This is a genomic window from Salinivibrio sp. PR6 (assembly GCF_001995955.1).
Lineage (GTDB): Bacteria > Pseudomonadota > Gammaproteobacteria > Enterobacterales > Vibrionaceae > Salinivibrio > Salinivibrio siamensis.
On record NZ_MUFA01000001.1, the window covers coordinates 94,894 to 118,555 of the forward strand.

The 23,662-nt window shown below is 50.6% G+C and carries 18 protein-coding genes and 1 tRNA gene; 11 read left to right on the forward strand and 8 right to left on the reverse strand.

Going from position 1 to position 23,662, the window contains the following annotated elements; genetic code table 11:
* Entirely contained in the window at window positions 1–642 is a 642-nt protein-coding gene (gene nth, locus BZG72_RS00450; protein WP_046075309.1) for an endonuclease III, read from the forward strand.
* Window positions 643–686: 44 nt separating this feature from the next.
* A complete protein-coding gene (gene gloA / locus BZG72_RS00455) occupies window positions 687–1,103 on the forward strand; it encodes a lactoylglutathione lyase (RefSeq protein ID WP_046075308.1) in 417 nt (138 codons plus the stop codon).
* Between the two features lie 111 nt (window positions 1,104–1,214).
* On the opposite strand, the gene motY is transcribed toward gloA, so the two are convergent.
* On the reverse strand, window positions 1,215–2,120 hold the full coding sequence (gene motY, locus BZG72_RS00460) for a flagellar protein MotY (RefSeq protein ID WP_077665855.1): 906 nt from the start codon (window positions 2,118–2,120) through the stop codon (window positions 1,215–1,217).
* A 209-nt stretch (window positions 2,121–2,329) separates the two neighbouring features.
* On the opposite strand from motY, the gene rnt reads away from it, so the two are divergent.
* The 3 genes from rnt (at window position 2,330) to BZG72_RS00475 (ending at window position 6,508) form a co-directional block, all read left to right on the forward strand.
* Window positions 2,330–2,998, forward strand: coding sequence for a ribonuclease T (rnt, locus tag BZG72_RS00465; RefSeq protein ID WP_046075307.1), 669 nt, complete (start codon window positions 2,330–2,332; stop codon window positions 2,996–2,998).
* A 500-nt stretch (window positions 2,999–3,498) separates the two neighbouring features.
* Window positions 3,499–4,824 carry an outer membrane protein transport protein gene (locus BZG72_RS00470; protein WP_077650403.1) on the forward strand — a complete coding sequence of 442 codons (1,326 nt, stop codon included), beginning with the start codon at window positions 3,499–3,501 and terminating at the stop codon, window positions 4,822–4,824.
* Between the two features lie 361 nt (window positions 4,825–5,185).
* A complete protein-coding gene (locus BZG72_RS00475; protein WP_046075305.1) occupies window positions 5,186–6,508 on the forward strand; it encodes a Na+/H+ antiporter family protein in 1,323 nt (440 codons plus the stop codon).
* 105 nt (window positions 6,509–6,613) lie between these two features.
* Here BZG72_RS00475 and grxD read toward each other — a convergent pair whose 3' ends face one another.
* Window positions 6,614–6,952: a Grx4 family monothiol glutaredoxin gene (gene grxD / locus BZG72_RS00480; protein WP_046075304.1), complete on the reverse strand. Its 339-nt coding sequence runs from the start codon at window positions 6,950–6,952 to the stop codon at window positions 6,614–6,616.
* Between the two features lie 283 nt (window positions 6,953–7,235).
* Here grxD and sodB point away from each other — a divergent pair, with 283 nt between their 5' ends.
* On the forward strand, window positions 7,236–7,820 hold the full coding sequence (sodB, locus tag BZG72_RS00485; RefSeq protein ID WP_046075303.1) for a superoxide dismutase [Fe]: 585 nt from the start codon (window positions 7,236–7,238) through the stop codon (window positions 7,818–7,820).
* A gap of 150 nt (window positions 7,821–7,970) precedes the next feature.
* Here the strand turns inward: sodB and asd are convergent, their stop codons facing one another.
* A complete protein-coding gene (asd, locus tag BZG72_RS00490) occupies window positions 7,971–9,092 on the reverse strand; it encodes an aspartate-semialdehyde dehydrogenase (RefSeq protein ID WP_102505349.1) in 1,122 nt (373 codons plus the stop codon).
* Window positions 9,093–9,627: 535 nt separating this feature from the next.
* Between asd and nhaC the strand changes: the two genes are divergently transcribed.
* Entirely contained in the window at window positions 9,628–11,067 is a 1,440-nt protein-coding gene (gene nhaC / locus BZG72_RS00495; RefSeq protein ID WP_046075301.1) for a Na+/H+ antiporter NhaC, read from the forward strand.
* Between the two features lie 127 nt (window positions 11,068–11,194).
* Here nhaC and yejK read toward each other — a convergent pair whose 3' ends face one another.
* A complete protein-coding gene (gene yejK / locus BZG72_RS00500) occupies window positions 11,195–12,214 on the reverse strand; it encodes a nucleoid-associated protein YejK (protein ID WP_077641613.1) in 1,020 nt (339 codons plus the stop codon).
* Window positions 12,215–12,291: 77 nt separating this feature from the next.
* Between yejK and BZG72_RS00505 the strand changes: the two genes are divergently transcribed.
* From BZG72_RS00505 to BZG72_RS00515, 3 genes are all read left to right on the forward strand, one after another.
* On the forward strand, window positions 12,292–12,510 hold the full coding sequence (locus BZG72_RS00505; protein WP_046075299.1) for a YejL family protein: 219 nt from the start codon (window positions 12,292–12,294) through the stop codon (window positions 12,508–12,510).
* 41 nt (window positions 12,511–12,551) lie between these two features.
* Complete coding sequence (locus BZG72_RS00510) at window positions 12,552–14,429, forward strand: DUF3413 domain-containing protein (RefSeq protein ID WP_077638804.1); 1,878 nt, start codon at window positions 12,552–12,554, stop codon at window positions 14,427–14,429.
* A gap of 135 nt (window positions 14,430–14,564) precedes the next feature.
* Window positions 14,565–14,641: transfer RNA gene (locus BZG72_RS00515), tRNA-Pro, on the forward strand.
* A gap of 93 nt (window positions 14,642–14,734) precedes the next feature.
* On the opposite strand, the gene BZG72_RS00520 is transcribed toward BZG72_RS00515, so the two are convergent.
* Together BZG72_RS00520 and BZG72_RS00525 are read right to left on the reverse strand one after the other, a co-directional pair.
* Window positions 14,735–16,804 (reverse strand): alpha-amylase, encoded by a 2,070-nt coding sequence (locus tag BZG72_RS00520; protein WP_077665856.1) that lies wholly within the window; start codon window positions 16,802–16,804, stop codon window positions 14,735–14,737.
* Between the two features lie 156 nt (window positions 16,805–16,960).
* Entirely contained in the window at window positions 16,961–19,906 is a 2,946-nt protein-coding gene (locus BZG72_RS00525) for a bifunctional diguanylate cyclase/phosphodiesterase (RefSeq protein ID WP_077665857.1), read from the reverse strand.
* Between the two features lie 221 nt (window positions 19,907–20,127).
* On the opposite strand from BZG72_RS00525, the gene BZG72_RS00530 reads away from it, so the two are divergent.
* Window positions 20,128–20,886, forward strand: a complete 759-nt coding sequence (locus tag BZG72_RS00530; RefSeq protein WP_077578066.1) for a sulfite exporter TauE/SafE family protein — start codon at window positions 20,128–20,130, stop codon at window positions 20,884–20,886.
* Window positions 20,887–20,966: 80 nt separating this feature from the next.
* Here the strand turns inward: BZG72_RS00530 and BZG72_RS00535 are convergent, their stop codons facing one another.
* Both BZG72_RS00535 and BZG72_RS00540 read right to left on the reverse strand, forming a co-directional pair.
* Entirely contained in the window at window positions 20,967–22,970 is a 2,004-nt protein-coding gene (locus BZG72_RS00535; protein ID WP_077665858.1) for a DNA topoisomerase III, read from the reverse strand.
* A 114-nt stretch (window positions 22,971–23,084) separates the two neighbouring features.
* Entirely contained in the window at window positions 23,085–23,633 is a 549-nt protein-coding gene (locus BZG72_RS00540) for an NAD(P)H nitroreductase (protein WP_046075294.1), read from the reverse strand.
* Window positions 23,634–23,662: the final 29 nt, after the last annotated feature.

The following is a 23,662-nucleotide window of genomic DNA, read 5'->3' on the forward strand; positions in this document are numbered from 1 at the left end:
ATGAATAAAGAAAAACGACGACAAATTCTGGAGCGCCTGCGCGATAACAACCCGAATCCGCAAACGGAGCTCAATTGGTCAACCCCTTTCGAGTTATTGATCGCGGTGTTACTGTCTGCGCAAGCGACCGATGTGAGTGTCAATAAAGCCACCGATAAGCTGTATCCGGTGGCCAATACGCCCGAAGGGCTACTGGCATTGGGCGTGGATGGGGTGAAGTCATATATCAAAAATATTGGCTTATTCAATTCCAAAGCGGAAAACGTGATTAAAACCTGCCGCGCCTTGATTGAGCAACACCATGGCGAGGTACCAGAAAGTAGAGAGGCGCTAGAAGCCTTGCCCGGCGTGGGACGCAAAACCGCCAATGTGGTACTCAACACCGCGTTTGGTTGGCCCACTATCGCCGTGGATACCCATATTTTTCGCGTGTCCAATCGTACCAAGTTCGCGATGGGTAAAAACGTCAATGACGTGGAAGAAAAACTGATCAAGGTGGTGCCTAAAGAATTTAAGGTCGATGTGCACCACTGGCTAATTCTGCATGGACGCTACACCTGCCTCGCACGAAAACCTCGCTGTGGCAGTTGTATCATTGAAGATTTATGTGAGTACAAAGAAAAAGTTTATCCAGATAGCTAACGCCGTCAACGGCGAGCACTGGCAAGCCAAAAAGGAGCAACGTCATGTCAAACGGCAGAATTCTACACACCATGATCCGCGTCGGTGATCTAGACCGTGCTATCAAGTTTTATACCGAAGTAATGGGAATGCGTTTGTTACGCACCAATGAAAACGAGCAGTACAAATATAGCTTGGCGTTTGTCGGCTATAGCGATGAATCAGAAGGCGCCGTGATTGAGCTGACCTACAACTGGGGGGAAAGCGAGTACGATCACGGTAACGCCTTTGGCCATATCGCGATCGGTGTGGATGATGTTTACGCGACCTGCGATCAAATTCGTCAAGCGGGCGGCAATATCACCCGCGAGCCAGGCCCTGTCAAAGGCGGTAGTACTGAAATCGCCTTCGTGACTGACCCTGATGGCTACAAATTGGAGCTTATCCAAAACAAAAGTGCCTCTGCGGGGCTGAACGGCTAACACAGCAAGACAGGTCTCAAATTAAGCCCGGCATTCGATGCCGGGCTTTTTCGTGCTGTCTATGTTGTATCGGAGGCATACACTGTCTGTGATAACCTCTGTGGCTGTCGGCTATAACAAGGTTCTTCCTAACGAAATCACCACACGGCGGTTTTTACTGCGCCCAATTGGGTCGTCGTTGTCAGCAATCGGACGGCGTTCGCCATAAGCCTCAACGGTAATCCGATCTTCAGGTAAGCCCAGCGAGGTAAAGTAGTCGCGCAATTTCTTCGCTCGTCGCTCTGACATTTGCTGATTGGCTTCACGGGTGCCACGCGCATCAGAGTAGGTCGCCACTAGCACCAAATCGATATCATCACTGTAACGAACAAACTCGGCTATCTGCGTCAATCGTTGGCGGCTTGCTTTGGTCAACTCATCGCTGTTTTCTTGATAACGCAAGACGGTAAAGGAAATGTCCTCAAACGCATACGGCAATAACTTATTCAGACACCGGCTAAATTCATTATATGGCGAGCCAAATGCCACCGCCGATAACGCCACATCCACCTGTCGCTGCTGACGCTGCCAGTCTTTAAAGCTAAACGTGGGGAATCGTCCCGCCTCTAGCTCGCTCAGCATCGCCCAAGCCGTTTGACCGCCCACATAGCCATCAAATTGTTTGAAGAACTGGAGTTGGTCCATATAGCGTGCCGGCTCTCCGGGCATCCAGTCAGCGGGCATGGAAAGCAGTGACACCTGCGCGGTCTCACCCATAGGCCGCTGCATATCGAGTGAGAAATCGAGATTCATGTCCTTACTGGCTCGTGATGTGAACGATGCTTGCCCGTACCCTGGCACGTCATGCTCTAGACGGCACTCAATGGGCGTATCAATTGTCACGGTCCAGCTCGACTCCCCCAACGATGCCACGTATTGCTTGTTAGCAGACGCCTGGTTGGGCAAAAGAAGAGCAACACATGACACCACCACTGGGATAAAGCGCCATTTCACTAAATCAACAGGACAAAACGCCATTACAGACTCCGTACGTCGCGTGATTCTGTCTTCACGCACAGTTTACTGCTTGAAAGGTTGCGCGAGTCACCGCTGCTGCAGTGACCAAAACATGGCTTAGACAAAAACAAATGGTTATAAAGTTATCGACACGTTACACGCCGACTTTAGCTTAACGCCACTATTTGCGATAATCACCCTTTTCTTATTATTCGTAAAGTGACATCAGCATGAGCCAAGCAAGTGATCCAAATAGTCTCAAAGCCCGATTCCGTGGTTATTTCCCTGTCGTTGTCGACGTTGAGACAGCCGGCTTCAATGCCCAAACCGATGCACTGCTAGAGATTTGTGCTGTCACCTTAAAAATGGACGAGCAAGGCTGGCTATCGCCAGACAAAAAGCTGCACTTTCATGTCACCCCGTTTGAGGGTGCTAACCTTGAACCCGCCGCCCTAGAGTTCACCGGCATCCGTGACCCTTATAGCCCACTACGGGGCGCGGTTGATGAAGGCGAGGCCTTGCGGGAAATCTTTAAGCTTATCCGTAAAGAGCAAAAAGCAGCGGAATGCCAACGCACCATTATGGTTGCCCACAACGCTAATTTCGATCACAGCTTTGTGATGGCCGCCGCCGAGCGGGCGCAGTTAAAGCGTAACCCGTTCCATCCTTTCGCCACCTTTGATACCGCCGCCCTGAGCGGATTGGCGCTCGGGCAAACCGTGTTGGCGAAAGCTTGCCAAACGGCGCAAATCCCGTTCGATAATAAAGAGGCGCACAGTGCGCTCTATGATACCGAGCGTACCGCTGAGCTATTCTGTGAAATCGTCAATCGTTGGAAACGCCTGGGCGGTTGGCCTCTGCCTTCCACCTCGGAGAGCACAGCGTCCCCCTCTACCTAATCACGCTGGTGTAAAGACCGTATACGCACAGTCAGGTCGGCAACAACGCAACCTTTGCGTTGCTACCGACCCTGCATGATTGACGCCAAACGTGTTCACAAACCACAAAAAGTTCAGCTTATAGTTGTTAACAATTTGTTTGCGGTCACATTTTTGTGATCTTATTTTGGTCTTTATTTCGTTATCAGACTAACCACTATTAAACAGGCACATAAGGAGTGAGCGACAAAATACGAGTGTAAAAATCACGTTAAATAGGGGCTGAGCATAGGTATAACTCAAATAGAGTTTTTACTTAAAACAACTGATAGAAACATTGTCAGCCCAACCAGGTGAAATATTGTGTTACCCGTTTTGAAACCAACCTTTAACAAACGTGAAATTGGTGCCACTATTGAACCTGTAGAACATCCGACCACTTCTCACGCCCACGTAAGATGGGCACTGAAGCGGCGGCCCCAAAGAACAAGAAGCTAATTAACAAAGGAGTGAGGCGCGTTATGTCATCACTATTTAAGAAATCGCTAGTGGCAACCAGTTTATCTTTGTTAGCCGTGCAAGCACACAGTGCCGGCTTCCAAGTATCAGAAACCTCGGTATCCGGTTTGGGGCGTGCTTTTGCCGGTGAAGCCGCTATCGCAGATAATGCCGCAGTGGGCGCACGTAACGCCGCTGCCCTAACCCGTTTTAACACCACCGCTTTCTCGGGCGGCTTAAGCATCATTGACCCAGATGTGCACGCAGATGTGGAAACGCGATCTGATGCTGCTCTTACTGGTCTGGCGTCAACCTCTGACGATGCTAAAGATATTGCGCCGACTGAATATGTACCGAACATCCATATTATTCAGCCGATTGATGACAAATTAGCGGTGGGCTTCTCTGCCTTCTCAAATTTTGGTCTATCAACCGACTATCCGAAAGACTTTTACGCGGGGTCAATTGCGGGGTCAACCGAACTGGTGACCATGAACTTTAATCCCAATATCGCTTATAAGCTTAACGACCAATGGAGTATTGGTGCCGGTATCAGTGCTATTTATGCTGATGCTGAGCTAAAACGCCAACAAGGTGCCCTATCTGCACCCGCTCTGCTAAATGGCTCACCAAGCAATCAAACGGCTAAGTTGACCGGAGATGGCTGGGGATTTGGCTGGAATCTCGGCGTGCTTTGGGAGGTCAATGAGGATAATCGATTTGGTTTGACCTATCGTTCTCAAACAGACGTCACCCTTGATGGTAAGTTCACAGACGGTACAGGGGCAAAAACAGGTAGCGCAGGTTCAACCGTCGATGGCGAACTAGAACTGAATCTTCCTGATATTATCGAGTTCTCTGGCTTTCACCAGCTAAACCAACAAATCGCCCTTCACTATAGCGCCATGTACACTGGCTGGGATAGTTTTGAAGAACTTAAAGCAACAGGTTCTGGCTGTTCAGCGACTGATGGTGTGTGTTTCCAAAAAGAAGAAGGTTGGGACAACAGCTGGCGTTATGCGCTGGGTGCCACTTATACCATGAATGATAACTGGGCGTTCCGTGCTGGTTACGCTCACGATGAGAGCCCAGTACCGGCGGAAAAACGGACGCTAAGCATCCCAGACTCTGACCGCCAGTGGTGGAGCTTAGGTGCCACTTATACTGCTAATGAAAACCTTTCTATCGATGCAGGTTTCGCGTTCCTAGACGGTGATCAAGTCGACGGCAGTGAGAAGTTAACAGACAACTCTACTATTGAAGGCGCTTTGGGTGGCGATTCATCTGTAGACTTCTCAGCCGGTGGCGATGCGTACATCTATGGTCTGCAGCTGAACTACTTGTTCTAAGCCCGACTGCTTAACCTAAACCCAAAGAGCCGGCCTATTAAGGCCGGCTTTTTTCGATCTATGTTCCGACCTGAATGACATTAGAAGCGATGGCTGGCCGCTATGATGGAATAACGCGACCAAGCCCCGCACACAGACATGCCGTGAACCCATCCCTGGGGGCGCCGCCGCGCCCTTTTTGCCTACTTTACTGGTCGCGACTTTCAGCAACGCTGACAAGCTTGAAAGAAAGTAACCAAAAAAAAACCGATTACCCCTCGACACGGACAAAATTTTGCGCAAACTGGGTAGCCTAATTACAAAACCATAGATAATCCCTGCAGTGAAGCTGCAGTCACCACACTCGTAACAGGAATGTTTAATGAACCCGGTAGTCATTTCAGTCTGCGTCATGCTGGCATTGGCGCTTATGCGTGTAAATGTCGTTGTCGCGCTCACGTTCAGCGCCGTCCTTGGCGGCTTGGTCGGTGGTCTTAGTATTTCCGACACCATTAGTGCCTTTGAGGGCGGACTGGGTGGCGGTGCCACCATTGCCCTGAGCTATGCGATGCTCGGCACCTTTGCCGTCGCTATCAGCCGTTCTGGGATCACGGATGTGCTTGCGCACTCGGTGATCCGCAAGTTAAACGCGCGTCCAACCGATGCCAACACCGCCACCTTTAAATATGTTGTTTTAGTCCTTTTAGGGCTGTTAGCGATTTCGTCGCAAAATGCGATTCCGGTCCACATTGCCTTTATCCCTATTGTGATCCCCCCACTATTGCATGTGTTCCAACGCTTAAAGCTCGACCGTCGTCTGGTCGCCTGTGTACTCACCTTTGGCTTAATCATGCCGTATATGGTGTTACCGGTCGGCTTTGGCGGCATCTTTTTGAACAACATTTTGCTCAAAAACCTCAATGACAATGGCTTAGATGTGGTCGCGAGCCAGGTTCCTACAGCCATGTTATTGCCTGCAGCGGGTATGGTGGTTGGCCTGTTGATCGCCACCTTTATTAGCTACCGTCAGCCGCGCCAATACAGTGAAAAAGACGTCTTGAGCGCTGAGCCGGAAAACCAAGGCATTCAATCGCGCAACTTGTGGGTCGCCGCGATTGCCATTGTCGCCGCATTAAGCGTGCAACTAATGGCAGGCTCAATGATTGTGGGCTCGTTGGCTGGTTTTATGGTGTTTACCTTTGGTGGCGTGATCCGCTGGAAAGACACCCAGGATGTGTTTACCAAAGGGGTGCACATGATGGCGATGATTGGCTTTATTATGATCACCGCCGCGGGCTTTGCTGCCGTCATGAAAGCCACGGGGGGCGTCGAATCCTTGGTCGCGTCCCTATCGGGGTCAATTGGTGAGAACAAGCCGCTTGCAGCCTTTTTGATGTTAGTGGTGGGGCTTTTGGTCACCATGGGGATCGGCTCGTCATTCTCAACCATTCCCATTATTGCCACTATTTATGTCCCCCTCTCACTGGCATTTGGTTTTTCACCGATGGCGACGATTGCCTTGGTAGGCACGGCAGCCGCATTGGGCGACGCGGGCTCACCGGCATCTGACTCCACCTTGGGTCCCACATCGGGGCTGAATGCCGACGGTCAGCACGAGCATATTTGGGATACTGTGGTACCCACCTTTATTCACTACAACTTGCCATTAATTGCGTTTGGCTGGCTAGCGGCCATGGTGCTCTGAGCGGGTACGCTAAACAAACGTCACGCACAATGTCAGACATAGATGAATACAAAAAAGCCACGTCCAGGACGTGGCTTTTCAATGTTTGTCACATCAATAACCGCGTTATTCGTTGTCACTCGCATCACGGCGCTCAGCCGCTTCTTTGACCAATGGCTGTAGCTCACCTTTTTGGAACATTTCCAGAATGATGTCACAACCGCCGACCAATTCACCTTCAATCCAAAGCTGAGGGAAGGTCGGCCACTGCGCGTATACAGGCAGCTCTGCGCGGATATCTGGGTTTTGTAAGACATCTACATAAGCAAACTTCTCGCCACACGACATAAGCGCTTGAGAGGCTTGAGAAGAAAAACCACAGCTTGGCAGTTTTGGCGACCCTTTCATGTAAAGCAGAATCGCATTTTCTTCGATTTGCTGCTTGATTTTGTCCGTTGTTTCCATTGCTTCCTCGAACACTGTCTGTGAATCTTGCCTTGATTCTACTGGTTAACAAGCCGGAAAAAAATGCCTAAATCTTTTGTGGGATTAGGCATAAAAATTTTACTGCGATCCTTTTAATAAAGTAAAAACTTGCTAAACTACACTCAGCAAAACGAAAATAGTAGCCACACCCGATGCTTAGGTGGTGAGTTGTTGATGTGCTCATTGATGACAAACGACACGCTTGAGCGGTCGGTGATGGACTACAGGAAGCACTCTCACGATAAAAACGGAGATATAAGCAATGTCATTCCAACTACCTGAACTCCCTTTCGCAAAAGATGCGCTAGAGCCACATATCTCAAAAGAGACGCTGGACTATCACTATGACAAGCACCACAACACCTATGTGGTGAAGCTTAATGGTCTGATTGAAGGCACTGACTTTGAAGGTAAATCACTGGAAGAGATCATCAAAACCTCTTCAGGCGGTGTATTTAACAATGCTGCGCAAGTGTGGAACCACACCTTCTACTGGCACTGCCTAAGCCCTAACGGTGGCGGCGAGCCTACTGGTGACGTTGCAGAGGCAATCACTAAAGCCTTTGGCTCTTTTGACGAGTTTAAAACTCAGTTCACCAACGCCGCGGTCACTAACTTCGGCTCAGGCTGGACGTGGCTGGTGAAAAAAGCAGATGGTTCAGTGGCGATCGTCAACACATCAAACGCTGAAACCCCACTGACTCACGACGGTGAAACGCCACTACTGACCGTGGACGTGTGGGAGCACGCTTACTACATCGACTATCGCAACGTGCGTCCAGACTATCTGGCTGCTTTCTGGAAGTTGGTCAACTGGGACTTTGTTGCGAAAAACTTCGCAGGCTAAGTCAGCTTACGAAAAAGCGTGAAGTTAAGGGGGCGTCTATCGCCTCCTTTTTTATGCACGCTTGATACGCTAGGACTAAGCGATACAGAACATCGGACACAAAAAAGCCGCCAACTCCGTTGACGGCTTAATGTGGCTATTACACGGCCATTAGCCTTGCTCTTTTTCCGACAAGATAATGCGCAACGTACGACGTAGAGGTTCTGCCGCGCCCCACAGCAGCTGGTCACCCACGGTAAAGGCATTAAGAAAATCGTCACCCATCGCCAGTTTACGCAAACGACCCACAGGCACAGACATGGTGCCTGTCACCTTCGCCGGGCTCAGATCCGTCATGGTCACATCGCGCTCATTAGGGACAACACTGACCCAATCGTTATGAGATGCAATCATGTCTTCAATTTCATCCATTGGCACTGCTTTTTTCAGCTTAATGGTCAATGCCTGGCTATGACAGCGCATCGCTCCCACACGGACGCACGTACCGTCGATAGGGATTGGGTTATTGTCTAACCCCAAGATTTTATTGGTTTCAACCGAGGCTTTCCACTCTTCCTTGCTCTGACCATTTTCGCGCTTCACGTCAATCCAAGGGATCAGTGAACCGGCAAGCGGCACGCCAAAGTTGTCACTTGGGAAGTCACTCGAGCGCATGGTTTGCGCAACTTTGCGGTCAATGTCCAAGATAGAAGTGGCAGGGCTGGCCAAATCAGTGTTGACAGCATCATTAATCACGCCCATTTGGCTGATCAGCTCGCGCATGTGCTTGGCACCTGAGCCTGACGCAGCTTGATAAGTCTGGGCGGTCATCCACTCGACCAGGCCATTTTGGTATAGGCCACCCAAGCCCATCAGCATCAAACTCACGGTGCAGTTACCACCAACAAAGGTGCGCGTGCCTTTATGAATTCCCGCTTGGATTTGTTTGAAGTTAATCGGATCCAAGGTGATGATACTATCATCTGCCATTCGTAGTGATGACGCCGCATCAATCCAATAGCCTTTCCAACCTGATTCACGCAGCTTTGCGTAAACATCGTTGGTATAATCTCCGCCTTGGCAGGTGATAATAGCATCGAGGGTTTTTAGCATCTCAATGTCGTAAGCGTCTTTTAGAGTGCCCGCATCCTTACCGTAGTTCGGAGCGTCAATCCCAACCTGAGACGTACTAAAAAACACAGGTTCGATATGGTCGAAATCTTTTTCTTCCACCATACGCTGCATCAGCACAGATCCCACCATGCCACGCCAGCCAACTAAACCTACTCGCATCATAATTTTCACACTCCATGTTGTGTGACCGTCGTTTAAAGTTCGACAGTCAGTGAAAAAACGTTTTTGATACTAACACGTCTTTTCACAGTCGTCAGGTTAGCCCCTTTTTCTGCTCAATTATCCACCATTTTTTAACCGTTCCATCACTGGTACCCACCTTGATTTAACGTACATACGCCGACAAACACCGCCTCCAGACACATAAAAATCATTAGTATAAAACAGATAATTAACCTTAAAAACACAAGGAAAAAACATATAACAATGGCAATTAACCTCGCTCGCGTTCGACTCACATAAGCGACAAAAATGTTTCCCATCTCATTGTTCTGTTAGCTAGAGTATGACGCCTCACAAATGGAACAAAGGATACTGACACACGGACAGTGATGTGAGTTTGGTTGTTGCTAGTTGCATCGCTAAATGGCGCAGGGAGTAGTCGCGCAATCACAGACGATCCACCTTCCGATAATGATATTGATACGTTCGCCCTATCGGTTGTCACCGAGTGCGACGTGAAGAAGGTTCAGTTATGACAACACATCAAATTCGATTACCATCCATCGTTCAGGTCATTCTGGCGCTTGGTGCATTTTTGGCGCTCGCGTTTTCGTTTACCGCAAAACTCGATTTACCCATCCAACTGGCATTATTTATTGGCTGGTTTGTGATCATGGGCTTGGGGCTCAAATTAGGCCACCAATACAAAGACCTTGAATCGGCAGCAACCAAAGGTATTTCCAACGGTCTTGGGGCGGTGTTAATCCTCCTGTCCGTGGGCGCTCTCGTGGGTACCTGGATTGCAGGCGGCATTGTCCCCACCATCATTTATTATGGTCTGAAAGCTATCCACCCTTCTATCTTCCTTTTAGCGACCATGTTGATTTGCTCATTAACCGCTTTGGCGACAGGAACCTCTTGGGGCGCAGCCGGTACCGCGGGGATTGCAATGATGGGCATTGGTCAAGGCCTAGGCATTCCAGCGCCAATGACTGCGGGTGCGGTGCTGTCAGGGTGTTATTTCGGCGACAAAATGTCTCCGCTGTCTGATTCGGTGATCCTCGCATCATCGATGTCAGGGGTGGAAATTGTCGAGCATATTAAAGGCATGCTTCCGATTGCGCTTATCAGCTACATCATTACCGGCATTCTGTTTACCCTTGTTGGCTGGCACTATGCCGGCAATGTGGATATGAGCCAGGTAGAAATGGTGAAACAAGCGATGCAAGATCAGTTTGTCATCACCCCGATGTCATTTATTCCTGTCCTCATTGTCCTTGCCCTGCTCGCCATGCGCCTTCCATCCTTCCCGGTGATCAGCTTTGGCTCGTTACTGGGCGTGGTGTGGGCAGTCATGCTGCAAGACATGGCTCCTGTTGCGGCGATTAATACCGCCTGGGCCCCCTTCTCTGTCGCGTCAGGGGTGGATTTCATTGATGCCATTCTCAATCGCGGCGGTATGTCATCCATGCTTGGTTCTGTGGCCGTGATTGTGTTTGGTCTCGGTTTCGGTGGCTTGTTGGAAAAAGTGGGCGTACTCCATACCATCGCTAATCTCTTTGAGCGCCGCGTCAATAGTGCTGGAAGCTTGGCCACCTCAACCATTGGTACGGCCTTTATGGGGAACATTTTTGGCTCAGCGATGTATGTATCACTGATCTTAACCCCCAAAATCTGTGCGAAAAACTACGACCGCTTGGGTTATCAGCGCAAGAACTTATCCCGTAACGCCGAGTTCGGTGGCACACTGACATCTGGGATGGTGCCTTGGAGTGACAATGGTATCTACATGGCAAGCATCTTGGGTGTCGCGACCTTGTCGTATGCGCCGTTTATGTGGCTAAGCTTTGTTTGTATCGCTGTGACTATCGTGACTAGCTACATGGGTTGGTTTGTCGACAAAGTCGAGCCAGCACAGAACGCGCACACTGACGACGCAGCGACCCTAGACGCCGCGCCCGAGCGCGCATAAAAACGCAGATCACATATTGTGGTCAATGCGTCGCTAAGCGAAGTAAAGAAAAAGCGGGACACCATCAGGTGTCCCGCTTTTTATCATATAGATCACACTGACCCAGCCATGGTCAATGGTCTAGACGCTAGTCATCATCTCGGCTCGATAAACGACGCTGAAGCTGGTCGCGCAAGTTCGGCGGCGTGCCTTTAATGGTCAGCGTATCTGTCTCTGGATCATAAAACACACGCTCTCCTAACAGCATGGCGTCAAAGTTGACCGACAAACCGCCACCAGCTCCGACAAACTTGGTGAGCTTTCGCATCGTGGTTCTATCAGCCGGGAACTGCGCTTCAAGTTCATACCCTTGCTGGTTAGCGTACTGATAAAAGTCAGTGCCGTCAGGCGTCGCTGGCAGTTCACCGGCCAGCTCTTTCACCACCACTTCATCACCGGCTTTGAGCTGATCATTGCAATAATCAAACACTTGCTTACGGGTATTATGCTTTTCTTCCTTGTCGAGGCGGGCATCGTCGCAGTAGTCTTCTACCGCTTGCATCAGCACCTGATTTTGCTGCTTACTATCCATTCCCACTTCCGCTTGCAGAAAGTCGAGGAAGAAATCAGCGACTTTGCGCCCCACGCGGCCTTTGATAAAGGAAAGATAGCGATTTGATTCGGCATCTGTCTCCCACGTCGATAAGTCAATGCGCGCAGCGATATCCATCTTGCTCACATCGAGATACTCGGTGGCATTCACCTCCAGTTCATCAGTGACACGTAAACTGTGCTTCGACTCGAGCACGCCGATAAACAGATAGTCCGTCGCGAGCGCTCGGTAGTGCGCCATCACTAGGGTACCGTTGTCGGCAAAAGGGTATTTCGCTAATTCAGCGCGCAAGCGCTCCACCGCTTTTTCTGACAACGTTTGAAAGTCGAGCGTGTCGGCGCGATAGGCCTTTAACCACTGCTGGAAGTCACTCTCGGTGTCAAACAAAGCAAACCCTTTGCCTGCTTTTGCATGATAAACCCGATGAATGTCTCCCATCAGGTTTTCCGTCTGCTCGGTGAGCGGCAACGGGCCGTCTCGAAGGTGAACGTTAAGCGAATCATCATCTTGCTTAACGATTTGATGCAATATTACGTTAGAAAGCGTGAGGGTCATGATTGAAAAGATTTTCAGTAAGACTAAAGTGTGAGTTATTATACGCTGCTTTGGTTTTAAGAAGAAAAGACGAATTTATGCCTGTAACTTCAAAATATGACGACGAGCAAGTGGAACGTATTATCAGCGATGTTGTCAACGTGTTAGAACAACACGATGCCTCTACGGATTTATCGCTGATGGTGATCGGGAATGTCGCCACTAACATCCTTAATCACAATATTCCTGCCGCCCAACGCCAGGCATTTGCCGACAAGTTTGCCCAGGCATTAATGGCATCCATCGATAAGCAATAATGCAAAAGCAGCAGTCGCTAATAAGAGAAGAATAAATTTGTATGGTTGATAGCGGAACATCGTATCGTGACAAAGTATCCCAGCTAATCAGTTGGGGGCATTGGTTTAGCTTTTTTAACATCATTGCCGCTATGTTGCTGGGCACGCGCTACATCAGCCAATCAGGATGGCCTGAAACGCTATTAGGGCAAAGCTACTTGGTGTTCAACTGGGTTGGGCACTTTGGCTTTCTGGTGTTTGCGCTTTATATTCTGATTATTTTCCCGGCCAGTTTTCTTATCCCCTCCCAGCGGTTAATGAGGCTGTTTGCCGTACTGGTTGCCACCATTGGGATGATGGTGCTGCTGCTTGATATTTACGCTTACCAAACCCTGCACCTTCACCTTAACCCATTGGTGTGGGAGCTGCTGTTAAGTGGCGAAAAAACCGATATGAATGCGCATTGGCAGTACTTGTTTATTGCCGTGCCTGCTATTTTTATCTTAGAGCTGATTATTGCTGAATGGGTGTGGCGCAAACTGCGTAAACTGACGCGTAAACGTATCGGTATCCCCGTGGCTGCCGTCTTTGCGCTTTGCTTTATCTCTAGCCACCTTATCCATATTTGGGCGGATGCCTTCATATACAGCCCGGTCACCGCACAGCGCTCTACCTTCCCGGTCTCCTATCCGATGACCGCGAAAACCTTTATGGAAAAGTACGGCTTGCTCGACAGGCAAGAGTATCAACGTTTGCGCGAACAACGTGGGCAGGAAACCAGCGAAGTAATCCGCTACCCTCTCAAACCACTTGCGTTCGCCCCGGATGCCAACAAGTATCAGAAAAACTTACTGATGGTGATGGTAGAGGGGCTGCGTGCGGACATGGTAAACCCGGTAACCATGCCTCACCTCCAGCAGTTTGCCAATCAAAACCTGTGGTTTAAAAATCACTTTAGCAGCAGTAATGATGACATGGCGGGGTTGTTTGGCTTTTTCTACGGCTTGCCTGGCAGTTATGCGCAAAGTGCCCGTACCGAGGGACTGCGCCCCGTACTGATAGAAACACTCAAACAGCGAGACTATCAATGGGGATTGTTTAGTGGCGATCATTTTGCCAACCCCATTTATTATCAAAGCATTTTCAGCCAAGCGCTTGAACGCGACAGCCAATCGGATCAACCCGCTTGGCAGGCGGACGCCAACGCGGTTGCCTCGATGCGCAACTGGCTGGTGCACCGCGAAACCGACAAGCCATGGTTTGGTTACCTGGAATTGGCAACGGTGAATGAATACGAGCAAGGTGGGGATTACCCACAACCTTTTCAGCCGGCGCTTGACAGTGCCATGGCAGGCGTCGATACCCAGACAAGCTTGGTACTAAAAAACAGTTATAATAACGCCGCACATTACGTTGACGAGCAGCTTGGCCGCTTGCTTGAGCACCTAGACCAGTCAGGGCAGCTAGACAACACCGTGGTGATGATCACCGCCAATCACGGAATGGAGTTTAACGAAACCGGACTCAACAGCTGGGGCTCAAACTCAAACTACAGCCGATATCAGTTACAAGTCCCTATGATTATGCATTGGCCCAACCAAGATGCGGAGCAAATTGCGCATTACAGCAGCCACTTAGACGTGGCCCCTACATTGATGGAGTCAATGCTATCGGTCAGCTCTCCGGCGGAGACGTATAGCAGTGGAACCAACTTGTTCGAGCTTAAAAACCGTCCACGCAAGTGGGTGCTTGCCGGCGATAGCCGAGATATCGTGGTGGTACAACCGCAAAAAACCACTGTGGTGGATAAGTTTGGCAACTATAAGGTGTTTGATAAGCACTACACCCCGCTGCCAGAGGGGAAACCGCAGTTGTCACTGCTGATGCAAGTGATGCATGAACTGAAACGCTTTTATTATCCCGAAGAACCGTCGTCGTGATTAGCAAGGCGCAGAGGAAAACGTCACTTCGCCATGTTATGTTGACGCTTTAATAGCCAAACGGTTGAAAAACCGAAAAACAATCCCCCTTGGCAATTGACACCCACTAGGCCGATTCGTAATATAGCGCTTAGTCGGTCTGTAGCGCAGCCTGGTAGCGCACTGTCATGGGGTGTCAGGGGTCGCTGGTTCAAATCCAGTCAGACCGACCAATATTTAAGCCCACCGTTCATCGAACGGTGGGCTTTTTCGTACGCGGCCTTTTCGTACACGGCTTTTCTGTACACGTATGTATACTGTGCAGGCTATTTATCGGCTTGTCGCCCGATAAATGCCGCAACCACGGTATCTTCGCCTAGTTGACGAGAGAACACATAGGCACCCGCTTGGGGGATGGCTTGATGCTTGCCTGCACCAATCGCCGGATGATCTTGCCTAAACTGGCCCACTTTACGCCAATGGTTCAGCAAGTCAGCTTGCATCGCGTTGCGCTGCCATATCATGTCTGAACGAGTGCCTTGATGGAAATCGTCCCCGTAAGGGCCCAAGTCACGCCCGACTTCATCACCATAGAACACTTGTACCGCACCGGGCGCTAGCAACAATGCGTTGGCGGCACCACGCTGCATGCTGGCGTCTTTAAAGCGACTGAAAAAGAGCTCAGTATCATGGGAAGACATATAGCTTACCGGGATGAAATCCGCCTCTTTTGCCATGGTGTCTGCATACGCTTGATAAGTGTCTTGCATTTCACTCAAACAGTACGCTCCCTTATCCATCTGCTTTTGCAAATCGAAATTAATCAACGCATCAAAGCCTTGGTCAAAGTAAGGGCTGCGATAAGCACGGTGGCCCCATACTTCTCCCATCATCCAGAACGGCTCTCCCGTTTTGTCATGCTGACGCCGCCAAGTCTCTAGCGCCGCCGAAGATTGCGATTTCAATGCTCGCCAAACCTCGCCATCGACATGCTTGACCGTATCCACCCGAAAACCATCAATACCGAAACGCTCTACCCATTGGGTTTGCCATTCAAGTAAGTAATCACTCACGGTATAGTTATCGCGCGCTTCAACGCGGGTACCTGGATTGTTTAGCAGCCATTGCGGTGGCGTCACTGGCTGATCGGATTCCGTTTTAAAATCTGGTAGCCCGGCCAATGTCAGGGTTTTATCACTGCTACCGGGCTGATCATAACCCGGTAACCCCGCACGCACCCAGTCTTTGCCCCACCATTGGTGCCAGTGGGTGCTCTTGTAGTCAATGGCCTCATGAAAGTCATGCCAACTTTGCCCCTTATCGGGCTGCCAATCTTGCCATTTCTCTGGCAACTCAGCGTCATTGACGACGTTAATCCCATCTTGCTGTAAGTCCGCGAGCGTGGCATAACCTGGATGGTTGACCACAGCGTCTAGGAACACTTTTAGACCGCGCTGATGCGCTTCATCCACGAGGGTTTTGAGCACGGCATCATCACCAAAGTTGTTGTCCACTTGAGTAAAATCACGTGACCAATAACCGTGGTAGGCATAAAAAGGAAAACTGCCCTGGCTACCACCGCCGACAAAGCCATGCACTTGCTCGACAATCGGGGATAGCCAGATCACATCTGTGCCGAGCGACTGGATATAATCCAGTTTATCAATCACGCCTTGCAAATCCCCACCATGAAAAGTGCCGATGTTCTGTGCATCATCTTGATGACGCCCATAACTGTGATCGTTGCTCGGATCGCCATTGTTAAACCTGTCTACCATCACAAAATAGATATTGGCATTCCGATAACTAAACGCAGAAGAAGGCGCGTCAACGGGGGCCAGCAGCACCAAGCCACCGCTGTTCGCTGCCGGTGTCAGCGTGACACTGTGATCCTTTACACGCACCACTTGGCCACTGAGTGCTTCTTTTAGCTGAGTGCCTTCAGCAAAGCTATCGCCAAGCTGCAAAGTGACAGGCCCGCCTTGATACTGCTGGCATTGCACATCCGGCAAAGGCCGTTTAAAGGTGGAGGCCGTTTTTTTCGGCTCACGTTTTACCCGCAATGTGCGCGTATCCGCTTGATAATAAAAACCATAGTCACCGGCAAAACGAATAGTGAGGTCAAAAGTGCTGGCCGTGCCGCACCCCAGCGGTATCGGCGTATTAAACTTGGCGCTCGAGGGTGTATTCGCTTGGCACTCGCCATCCACACCGTCCACCGTGATTTGGTAAGTGTTTTTTCCCAATGCGAAGACCGCCGGTGAGTCTGCGTTGAGTGGCTTATCGGCTTGTGTGGTTGAGGTCGTCACCGTGATATGGGGAGAGGCTGCGGCTGTCATTGACAGCGAAGCGGCTATCGCGATAGCGAGCCGCTGCCAAGTAAAAACAGGGGTCATGATCGTGCTCCTTGCGATTTTCTTTTAGGGTAAAAAAACCGCAAGCGATTGACATCATTCCTGCTTCTGCGCCCTAAAACTGTGAGCAATGACCATCAAAGGATGAGCCAGCCAGTTATCCCTTGCGCGCGTAATCGGCAACCGCATAGTGAGATATTAATCATTATCCACCCCCAAAAGCTCGCCAATATCGGCAGCAGGGGCTGGACGACGATATAAATAACCTTGCCCAAAGGTGCAGCCTAGCTCATGCAATATGGCTTGTTGATGTAGCGTTTCTATTCCTTCTGCCACCACGCCGATCCCGAGACTATCCGCCATCGCTATCATCGCTGACACAATCGCGACTTCTTCTTCGTCGGGAGACTGGCTTTGAATATCTTTGATAAAGTGACGGTCAATTTTTAGTTTCGAGATCGGATAACGTTTTAGATACGCCATGGACGAGTAGCCCGTCCCAAAATCATCGATCGCTATCCCGACACCTTTCTCACGCAATTGTTCGAGAACACGCAGCGCATTGGCTTGGTTTTCGATCAAGGTGTTTTCCGTGATTTCCAGCTCTAAAAAGCGTGGATCGGCGCCGGTGCGTGCGATGGCTTCGGCTACCACTTGGGTGAAAGTGACATCCGCGAGGTTACGCGGTGAAATATTCACGGCCATGGAGATCGGCGCCCCCGCATCATGCCAAGCCTTTAGTTGGCGACAGCCGGTTTCCACCACCCATCGCGTGATATCATGAATGATTGAACGCTCTTCGGCGACCTCGATAAAATGAATGGGAGACAGCAAGCCGCGCTCAGGATGATGCCAGCGCAATAATGCCTCGACACCCACAATCTGCCCCGTCACCAGATCCACTTGCGGCTGGTAAAAGAGCTCCAGTTCTTCATTTTGCACACATTGGCGTAACTCCACCGCCAAACGTAGCTTGTGGTTGGCATCAATGGTCAACGCATCATCATAGAACGCATAGGTGTTGCGGCCCGATTTTTTGGCGTGATACATGGCCGAATCGGCGAATGTGAGGAGCTCTTCCGTACTCGACGTATCGTCTGGGTATCGCGCAATACCAATGCTTACCCCGATTTGCGCATCAATGCCGCCATCGAGGACAAACAAACGGTTCATGGCATGGATCACGTTTTCAGACAAGCGAATACACGCGGTGTCATCAGTGTGAATCAAACGAAGAATGACAAACTCATCGCCCCCCAAACGTGCCAAGGTGTCACCTTCATCAAGCAAACCATGCAGGCGCTCACTGACCAACTTCAATAGTGCGTCGCCGACCGCATGGCCATGGCTGTCATTAACGAATTTAAACTGGTCGAGATCCAGAAACATCAAGGCTATCTGATTGCGCTGAACGGACTGCATGTTCATCGCTTGACGAACACGGGATGTTAGCAACAGACGATTCGGTAACCCAGTCAGCGCGTCATAATGGGCCAAATCAATCAACTTTTTCTCCGAGTCCTTAAGTTTAGTGATGTCAGAGAAGACACCAATATAGTTAACGACCTCCCCGCTATCGTCTTTCACCACGCTAATAGAAAGCAATTGGGGATATACCACGCCATCTTTACGTCGATTCCATATTTCGCCTTTCCAACGCCCTTCGTCGGCGATTTGTTGCCACATCTCACTGAAAAACGCGTGATCATGACGCCCTGAGTTCAAAATGGCTGGCGTGGCTCCCAGCACTTCTTCCTCTTTATACCCAGTAATCGCGCTAAATCCGCCATTTACCGTGACAATCCTTCCCGCCGCATCGGTAATCAGCACCCCTTCACTGGACTGCTCAAATATTTTTGCATTCAGCATGAGCTTTCTCTCTACTTCAAGACGTTCTGACACATCATGAATGACAGAAAAAAGCAGCTTGGCATGGCCAATGGTGATCGGTGAAGAATGGACTTCCACTTGCCGCACCTCACCACTTTTAAGCCGATGCGAGAAGATAAAACAATTTTTCGCACGCTGTTGCGCCTGAGAAAGGCTTTCTTTAAGGGTACTATCGGTTTGAGTATTGATATCACTGATCCGCATCGACGTCAGAGCAGCATGGTCATAGCCATAAAACTGCTGCGCGCTGTCATTGGCATCAAGAATGTCGCCCGTTTTCGCATCGAGGAGCATCATCACCGCGTCGTGACGTTTAAAAATGCTTCTGAAGCGGTAACTATCATCCACCACACGCCCTATTGATTGGGCAAAACTACGCCCCGCGTTGTAGCGGCCATACAGGCCACCCAGCCAAAAAAGCAAAATAATCGTACCGACAACCCATACCGTGGGGTGAGGACGCAGCCCTTTCCATCCCGATTGCGGCACCCCAAGTAAACGCCAATCCCCCGAAGGCAAATTGACCGTGACCGCCTCAGGCGACTGGCTTAGTACCGACGTGTCACCATAAACCGTGGTAAATACCTGGTCAGATTCGCGTTTTTCCTGTAGTACCGCGCGGACAGGATAGTTTTCTCCTTGCTTAAAACTGGCGGAGAACAAACCATCGATATCTAATACCGTGGATAACACCCCCCAAGGCAGACCGGTGTTTTGGTTGACTATTGACTGCCTGGCAATCAACGCCGTCCCACCTTGTATGAGCTCAACAGGGCCAGAAATGACAGGCTGTCTCGACCCATAAGCCGCACGAACACTCTCTAATTGCTCGGGAATATCATGATAATGAGTGCCCAATAAGGAGGACTCTAACGTGTTAGGGTAGACGTGGCTGATCACCCAGTTTCGCGCCGCGCCAAAATTAAGAATATAGGGGGTTTTGTCTTTGAGCTGGCCCGCAAATCGGGAAAAATCCTTTTGGTCCAAATCAGGGTTAAGGCTGATGTAAGTAGCAAGTCCGTGACTTAAATCCAAATTCTGTGTCACTTTCAGCTCAATACGCGAGCGATAAGCCAGCAGCGCCCGTTGCACCTCTTTCACTTCTTGGTCATGCGCTTGTTGGTAGAGCCAAAACTCCACTGAGGCCACTGAGAAAGCAAAGACCAAAATGGAAATAAGCACATTATAAACAAACCCCACTCGCGCGGAGCGGCGTGCAACTTTATCAAGCGCTGAGGGAACAGCTTGCTGCATGACGTGATATAACCTTATTTCGCGCGGCTAGCGGAGCGAAAAATAACCAAATTTCAGATGTAGCACGTGATTATAAAGGGCGTGAATAGTTTCGCCAGTATTACTATTAGGTTTCACAACATTGCGCATAAACAGTATGCTTGATGGGGCTTTTCTATCAAGCGGTTACGCCTCTCACTTAACGTAACCACACCAACGCCGATGGCAAACAAGGAGTGTGCATGGCAATCACCATCGAGTACGGCGTACTATTGGTCAGCTTAGGACTGATCGCAGGGATTATTAATACGCTGGCGGGCGGCGGCTCGAACTTAACCTTACCCGCGTTGATGGTGATGGGCATGCCGGCTGATGTCGCTAACGCCACCAATCGTGTAGCGGTTTGGTTACAGTGTGTATCTGGCATGTCAGGCTTTCGCCAACACAATAAGCTAGAGACACAAGACATTATCCCCGTTTTGATCCCCAATTTACTCGGTGGCCTTTGCGGTGCATTAGCCGCCGCTTGGCTCCCGACCAGCTGGGTGAAACCCTTGTTGCTTGGTACCTTACTGACCATGACGCTGGTGATGCTGATTAAACCTGCGACCTTTGGCCCCCCAGAGGGAACACCGACAAAACGCGTGAAAGATACGCCCATGGCTTGGTTGGGTCTCTTACTGGCTGGCTTCTATGGCGGCTTCGTGCAAGCCGGGGTAGGATTTGTACTACTGGCAGCGCTGTGCGGCACACTGCACTACGACTTAGTGCGTGGCAATGCGCTCAAGCTGGCCTGTACGCTCGCTTTTACGACGTTATCCTTAGTGGTTTTTATTGCCGATGACCTGGTACGCTGGGTTCCCGGATTAATATTGGCATTGGGCGCGATGCTAGGGGCACGGGTTGCGGTACGCTTTGCCATTTCCGCCAACCCCAAGGTGCTAAAAATCTTCTTATTTGTGATGACCTTGATCGGCTGCATCGCCGCCTATGCGTTCTAACGCCCGGCCTGTGTGTCAGGTGGCCGCATGACCAGGCGCGACACTTGCTCGCCGGCTACGCAATATACCGCTGCATGAGGCTATCTCGTGGCTTTGCGTGTGCGTTTTGTGGCACGCGTTGATGTCGCCGTTGACTTTTGATTAGCAGCCGGCTTTGCTTTCGTTGTTCGCTTTCGGTAGCCGGACGTACGCCGCCCTTTACGCGTGAAAGATATAGAGGGGGCGGCAGGCAAGTCGCTTAACGAGGCCGGCGGTGGCGATGTTTTCACGGTTTCAATTAAGCCTGTCACTTGTGCTGTTAATCCTTGCATAAAAGGATGATATCCACACTGACGATCCGCCATATCTTGCAGTTGCCGCTCCCAATCCGCCGTCATATCCGGATACGTGGCACTGTCTGGCAGTGCGGCGATAAGCCCTTTACCACTGGCGCTGGCGTGTAACGTTTTTCCTTGCCGCGTTAATAACCCACGTTTCACCAATAACTCAATGATACCCGCACGGGTTGCTTCGGTGCCTAAGCCGTCAGTCTCACGCAATATCTCTTTCAGGGCTTTGTTTTGTACATAGCGACCAATGCCTGTCATCGCTTGCAGCAGGGTCGATTCCGTAAACGCCGCAGGCGGCTCTGTCATGCAATCTTTAATCTCACCGCGTTCACAGCGTTCTTGATCGCCTTTATTCATCAGCGGCAAGGGGGCGGCGTCACTGTCAGCCGTTTGTCGAGTCGGCAACAAAGCACGCCAGCCTGCTAACGTCAGCACCTTCCCTTTGGCGATAAAACAGCCGCCTGCGATATCAAATATGAGCTTGCCTTCCGCGTATTCGGCAGCAGGGTAAAACTGCATCACGTATTGGCGTGCGATGAGCTGATAAATCTTTGCTTCATCGGCTGACAAGCTTGTCGGCGCGACTTTCGCCGTGGGGATAATCGCATGATGAGCGCCTACTTTACTGTCGTTCCATGCCTTACCTTTACGCTGAGCATCAGCCTCATCACATGCCTGGCTAAGCGCCTCACAGCCTTGCTTAATGGCACCGAGTATCTTATTTGCCTCGGCGAAGTGGCCTTTGGGCAAATAACGACAGTCTGAGCGCGGATAAGTGATCAGTTTGTGGCGTTCGTAAAGCTGTTGGCACACATCCAGTGCTTTTTGCGCACTAAAACCAAACCGCTTTGAAGCGTCAATTTGTAATGCCGACAAATTGTACGGCAACGGCGCGGCCTGTTTGCGTTGTTGACGCTCCGCTTCAGTGACGGTCGCGGTTTGTCCTGCGATGCGTTGTGCGACATTTTCTGCCAAGGGACGAGACAGGACGCGTCCCTGTTCATCTTGCCACTTTGCACATGCCTCACTGGGCTGCCAACGTGCCCGTATCTCTCCCTCTGGATGAGCAATGATCGCATCCAGTTGAAAAAATGGGTGTGGCACAAAGCTGTCTATCGCCTGATCACGGCGCACCACCAGCCCTAACACTGGCGTTTGCACACGTCCGACTGATAACACGCCTTGGTAGCCGGCCTGTTTCCCTAACAAGGTATAAGCGCGAGACAAATTCATCCCATACAACCAGTCGGCCCGTGAGCGCGCTAAGGCAGATACGGACAGTGGCATGTAGGCTTTGTTGTCTTGCAGTTGCGCGAGGGCTTTCTTCACCGCAGAAAGGTTTAAGTCACTGATTAAAAGGCGCTTAATGTTAGCTTTTTTGTTGGCACTGACCTTGGCGTAGTCAATCACTTCATCAACCAACAACTGTCCCTCTCGATCGGGATCACCCGCGTGCACCAGTTGGTCAAACTGCTTGATCAGTTTTTTGACGACAGTTAGCTGCGCCGCGGCGGCTTGACGAGGACGGAGCTGCCATTTTTCAGGCACAATAGGCAGATCAGCCAGCTCCCACTTTTTATAGCGGCTGTCATACGCATCCGGCTCAACCTGCTCCAGTAAATGGCCGATACACCAGGTCACCACGTCGCCTTGAGCGGTCTCGATGTAACCTTTGTGATTTTTGTGCGGTTTGGGTAATCCAGCCGCAATTGCGCGTCCGAGACTGGGTTTTTCCGCTATAAACAATCGTGCCATGACAAAGCCTTTTTAACCGTCGCTGAGCGCATGGTATGCAAAGGCCGATCAGGGCGCAATAAAAAACCTGTACATATGCACAGGTTTTTCGAGGTGAGCGCGATGGGTATGCACTCAGAGATAAGTGACATACTTGCTGGCATCGCGCTTTGGGGCATTGGCTGGGGCGCAATCCGGCGTCCCTAAGTATAAAAAGCCCACAATCTGATCGTCACCTTCTACCGACAGCGCGTCGCGCACAGCAGGATGATAAGCAAAGGCGCCAGTGCGCCAAAACCCTTGAAAGCCCTGCGCGACAGCGGCCATTTGCATCGCTTGCGTGGCACATCCCGCCGAGATATGTTGCTCAATGGTAGGAACTTTATCGTGCGGACGCGTACGGGCAATCACTGCGACCACCATAGGCGCTCGAAACGGGGCGTTACGCGCTTTCTCAATCGCCGCCTCATCCGCGCCATTGGTTTGTGCGGCGTCGGCAAGAATGGTGGAAAGCCGGGTGAGCCCCTCACCTTCACAGATCACAAATTGCCATGGCGTCAACGCGCCGTGGTCAGGGGCGCGCAGTCCTGCTTGAATGATGTTTTCAAGCACGTCACCGCTCGGTGCAGGCGCGGCAAGACGCGGTATCGAGCGACGCTGTAAGAGCATTTCAAGTGCGTCCATGATTCATCCTTTTTGCCGTTAAACGGCCA